This is a genomic window from Pseudomonas sp. (assembly GCF_026224925.1).
Lineage (GTDB): Bacteria > Pseudomonadota > Gammaproteobacteria > Pseudomonadales > Pseudomonadaceae > Aquipseudomonas.
In genome coordinates this window covers 1-5,226 of sequence record NZ_JAMFRV010000181.1, presented here as the reverse complement: position 1 = coordinate 5,226, position 5,226 = coordinate 1, and the positions used below count along the sequence as shown (strand labels likewise).

At 56.0% G+C, this 5,226-nt stretch carries 2 protein-coding genes; both read right to left on the bottom strand.

What is annotated here, in order from left to right; genetic code table 11:
• On the bottom strand, positions 1-2,393 hold a 2,393-nt coding region (locus tag M0974_RS07785; protein ID WP_297834928.1), incomplete at its 3' end, for a GAF domain-containing protein.
• Positions 2,394-2,456: 63 nt separating this feature from the next.
• Positions 2,457-5,226 (bottom strand): transporter substrate-binding domain-containing protein (locus M0974_RS07780; RefSeq protein ID WP_297834924.1); only part of this gene is annotated, 2,770 nt, incomplete at its 5' end.

Here is a 5,226-nt window from a genome sequence, read left to right as displayed (position 1 = left end):
TGTTCGGGTCGATCGGCTAACAAGAATTCTTTTGCAGGTAACGCTGTCGTCGGGTTACGGGTTTGGCGTTTGTTTTCTTCCCACGACACGCCAATCCGGTCGTCGAGCGTGCGCATCCAGGTGCGAGCGGCAATGCTCTCCAATCGCCGCAAATCTGCGTCCTCCATAGCTTCCCCGCCCAAGTTGCTGCGCGCGACGAAGCTAAAATCATCATCCAAAGCGCTGAGTTCACGATCGCGTGCGGTGGCCAATAAGGGATCGCTGTCACCCGATGCCAAAGCTTGCCAGTAGGTGATCCAGACGTCGCGTTTAAGCACTTCGAAGCGCGTGCGCACTTCATGAATACGGTCGTACAGCGTTTCAAGCTTGGTGGCCTTGTCTACGACGTATTCGGGCGTGGTTACTTTGCCGCAATCATGTAGCCAGGCCGCTATATGCAACGTTTCCCATTCGTCGTCGGTGGGCTGATAGTCACAGAACGCCGGTTGCTGGCTTGCAGCGGCGGCGCGCGCCAACATCAGGGTTAACACCGGCACACGCTGGCAATGGCCACCGGTATAGGGACTTTTGGCGTCGATGGCGCCGGCAATTAGCTGGATAAACGAATCCAGTAGCATTTTTTGCCGCGCCTGCAGGCGCTGGCTTTCGATACACAGCGCGGCAGCCCCGGAAACCGCTTGGGTGAATGCAACGCGCTCCGGGCTGATTTTCTCCAGGTCAGAGAAGGTGCCGGTATCCGCGTGGATCAGGGTTAGAACGCCGATGGTCTCGCCGTGCTGATTACTCAATCTAACGCCCAGCAGGTGCACGCGTGGCGACTCAATGGCCTGCATCAGGGCTTGCAAGTCGCCCGCTTGCTCGAAGCCGACGCTTACTACGAGGCTGCTTTTATCGGTGGTGAGGTGTTGCAGCCAGTCGGGCATTTGACCCGTGTGCAGGTCCTTTGCGCCAATGCCGTATTGTTGTGGCGCGTGCTGAACGCCGAGTACGATCAGCCCCCGCGGCTCCAGGCACCCGCTTTCGCTGTCCACCAGATAAATTAACCCGGCCTGCGCCTGATTGATGGTGACGGTTTCCGATAGCAGCCTTTGCAGAAGTGTGTCGAACCGGGTTTCAGCCGAAAGACTGGCAGTGATTCGAAGAAAACTGGCCAACGTTTCCTTCATTCGCGCCATGGACAGCGACAGCTGGTCGACCTCTAGCACCAGTGATCGATGGCTGGCCGGATGGGTGAAGTCGAAACTGCGGATGGCATCAGCTTCGCTGACCAATGCGCGTAGAGGTTTGACCATGATGCGCGACATTACCCAGCCCAAGGGTAAACACAGCAGCAAGGTGGTCAATGCCACCAATGCGCCTTGCCACCGCATGCGCATGGCGTCGGCGAGCAGTTCGTCTTCGGGCACCAGCATGGCCAGCTGCAACCCTTGTGGGCCGCCTTCCTCAATGCTGCTACGGGCGACTATCCACGTGCGATTGTTAAGGGTCAGACGGCCGGAAGCGTCGACACCGTGTTCGAATAACTGACCCAGCGCCGGGCTCAGGTCCTTCGCCTTGGCTAACTGTGCGGTACCGTTTTCGACAATCAGCCTCGCGCTGTCGGGATAGGCCACGGCGTTGCCTTCATTATCGAACAGGACCACATCGGTGTTGGCAGTCACCCTGTGTTTGGCCAGCGTCGAGGACAGCGCTTCAAGGGTGAGATCGGCGGCAATAACGCTGTTTGCACCGCTGCGTCTAGCTAACGTAGTGCCAACCGAGCGGCTGGAGAAAAATACGTAGGGCTCGGTGGTGATCTGGTTCGCGTCACCACGGGCGCGTTTGTACCAGTCCCGGTCACGGGGATCAAAGCGTTCATCAAGGGTGTCGCGTTGACTGATCAGGTGTAACGAGTCGTCGAAAAAAAGCGACTGGGATTGCACTACCGAGCTACCGGGGCTGTGCCCGATATTCCAGACTTGATAGGCCGCATGTACCGGCGCCTCAACGTATTGCCTGAGGATGTCGGACCGTAGAGGCCGAACCATGAAAAAATCGCCGTTGTCATACCCGATGTACAACGAAGCGATATTGGGATCGTCTTGCAGCGATTGGGTGAACGGTTTGAGTAGTAGTAACCGTTGCTTCAGCGTAACGGCTTGATCGGCGTCATAAAGTGCAAGCAGGCTGAGAAGCCTGCGGATAGGTTGATAGGTGCGTTGCAAATCAACTTCTACATCTTGGGCGATATTGCTAAACAACTTCTCGCTGCTCGACAGAATTATTCGCGAGGTTTGTACATAATTGAAAATTCCCAGCACGACGCCGGTGAACAGCAGCAGGACCGTGAACATGAGGCTGATGTGGATGTGAAGCGGAAATCGACGTCTATAAGGCCAAGGGCTCGGGGGCATCGCAAATCTCTCCATAGGTGTGCGCTGCATTGCACTCGCTCAGCATAGCCATTGATCTGAGAATCACTTGAGCAATGACCGTTCGGCGTCTTCTTGATGCAGGCGAAGCGCGTATTCCAGTTCTTTCATTGCAGCTTCCATGCCGCGCCGAAGCGTGGCAATGACTTCATCCGATGCAGCCTCGATGCAGGCGTGTTCCAGCGCTTCACACTGGGTAATGACGTGGCACGCCTGAATGATTTGAGCGGCACCCTTGATCTTATGCGCCATGTCACCAAGGCTTCGATGATCATCGTTGCTCTCTATCGCCTCGAGCTCGATGCGATCTTCCTGGCTGCTGGCGAGCAATTGCGAAAGTAAACGCTGAATCAGCTCCGGTTTGCCTCCGGTCAAGGCATTGATTCCCTCGATACTGAACACTGGCGAACTGACGGTGGGCGGCGATTGCGGGGCTTCGTATGCTGACAGCGGTTTAACCGTGGCGAGCTGTTCGGTCAGTGCGTTGAGACCGATGGGTTTGAAGAGGCAGGTGTTCATCCCTGCATCACGGCAGCGCTGATATTCCTCGGGTTGCGCGTTGGCTGTGAAGCCAAAGATGGAGCAGGGCGCAAGCAAGTGGGTTTGCTCATGGGTACGAATCGAGCGGGTCAAATCATAGCCATTCATAACGGGCATGTTGCAATCGACCACGACCAAATCGAATCGGCCGTTGAGCCAAACCTGCAAGGCCTCTGCGCCGTTTTCGGCTGACTGGAAGTGGTGGCCGAGAAAACCAAGCTGTTGGCACATCAACAGCCGGTTGGCCGGGTGGTCATCGACGATAAGGATATTCAGTGGTGTCAGGGCTCCCTGCAACTGTTCGGTGGGTTGGGTCATGACACTGAGCGGCTCGAGGGTGGTCAGTGTCAATGCCATCATCACCTGCGTACCGTGGCCTGGTTGACTGATCAGGCTCAACTGGCCGCCCATCATTTCGCACAAGCTGCGACAGATGACCAGGCCCAGCCCGGCGCCGCTTCTGGCCAAGTGGCCAGAATTATCTGCTTGGGCGAAGGGCTCGAACAATCGTTGTTGATCAGCCTCGCTGATGCCGATCCCGCTGTCCTGAATCAGCAACTGTACGTGCAATTGCAGCGGGTCGGGGCTGTCCTCTACGATCAGGCTGATTTTAACTTGGCCGCGCTCGGTGAATTTGATGGCGTTACTGAGCAGGTTGGACAAAATCTGCTTAAAGCGTAGGGGGTCGAGCAGGACGTCGACGTTAATGCGGCTGTCGAGATTGAGCAGCAGGATCAAGCTTTTTTGTCGGGCGAGGCCGTCAAATACGCGGACGACTGACTCAACCAACTCCCGCAAATTAGTCCGTTCAGGACAAAGGCTGAGACGACCTGACTCGATGCGAGCGATATCGAGAATGTCACCGATCAGTTCCAGCAGGTCACGGGCCGAGCTGTAAGCCACTTCAATGGCAGGCCGATCCAAATGGCCTTGATCAGCGCGTTTGAGCGCCAACTCAAGCATGCCGATGACTGCGTTCATTGGCGTTCGAATTTCGTGGCTCATGGTCGCCAGAAATGTACTTTTAGCGCGACTGGCATCATCGGCCCGGTCCTTGGCGCTGCGCAGTTGTTCCATGAGCTCTCGTCGCTCGCTGATGTCGATCCAGCCACCAATGATGCCTTGTACCTCGCCCAGTGAATCGCGAAAAGGCAGAATCCAGTGGTAAATGGTCAGGTAGCGATCACCGATCTGCAACGCACGGTCGACAATCTGCGAAGTGCCTTGGGCCATGACACGCTCGTAATCAGCCGCGAACTCACGCGCTTCGAACGCATTGCGCAGCACACCATCGGCCACGGTTTTACCTATAACCTCTTCCCGGGTCACTGCGAAAGCCGCTAGATAGCTATCGTTACAGGTTTGCAGCAGCCCATCACAATCGCGCACATAGATAGGGTGGGGCGTACCGTTGAGCAAAGTGCGCATGAATTCAAACTGGTCGTTTAAAGCTCGCTCTGTCAGTTCACGCTTTTTAATCTGTCGGCGCATGTAGGCGTTCCATGCCAGTGAGGCCAGCAGGAGCAAACCGGTGCCGATGACTATTTGGTAAAACAGTTCATGGTAATTGCGCCAATAGCCGCCGCTGGGTGGTACGTAGGAACGCCAGCGGTTATTGATCACTGCGAGGTCCTCCGGAGCGATGCTGGAGAGCGCTTTGTCGAGAATCGAACTCAACTCTGTGGCATCGCGTGCAGTGGCCATGGAAATACGAGCCTGGTCATCGCCAACAGTGGCGCTCATTTGCAATTGGTCTTTGAACAGTTGCGATGACAAGAAATAGTTGGCAGTGGGAAGCGACACAATGGCGCCCTGTACTTGTTGCTGCGCCAGCATATCCAGTGCCTGAAAAGGGTTGTCCGTTTCTACCAGCTGAATATCGGGGTGCTCGCGTCGAACGAACGGCAGTGTCGGGCTGTTTCGGGTGACCGCCAAGCGCTGGCCGTCCAGTTGGTCCATCTGGCTCGGACTCGAAGGTTCTTGGCGGGTGACCAAAACAAACGACGTATCCAGATAAGGGCGAGTGAAACTGAAGCGGGCTTCGCGGGCTTCGCTGGGAATCATCGTGCCGATCACATCGGCCTGACCTTCACTGACCTGTTTTATCATTTCGGTCATGCTCGGCAAACGCTTGACCTCGAAATTCAGGCCGGTACGCAGGCGAATCAAGTCGAGTACGTCCGAGGTAATTCCACGAAAATTGCCGCTGGCGTCCAAAAAGGTCAAAGGCGCATAGGCCTCATTAATGACCACACGTACCACCGGATGTTGAGCA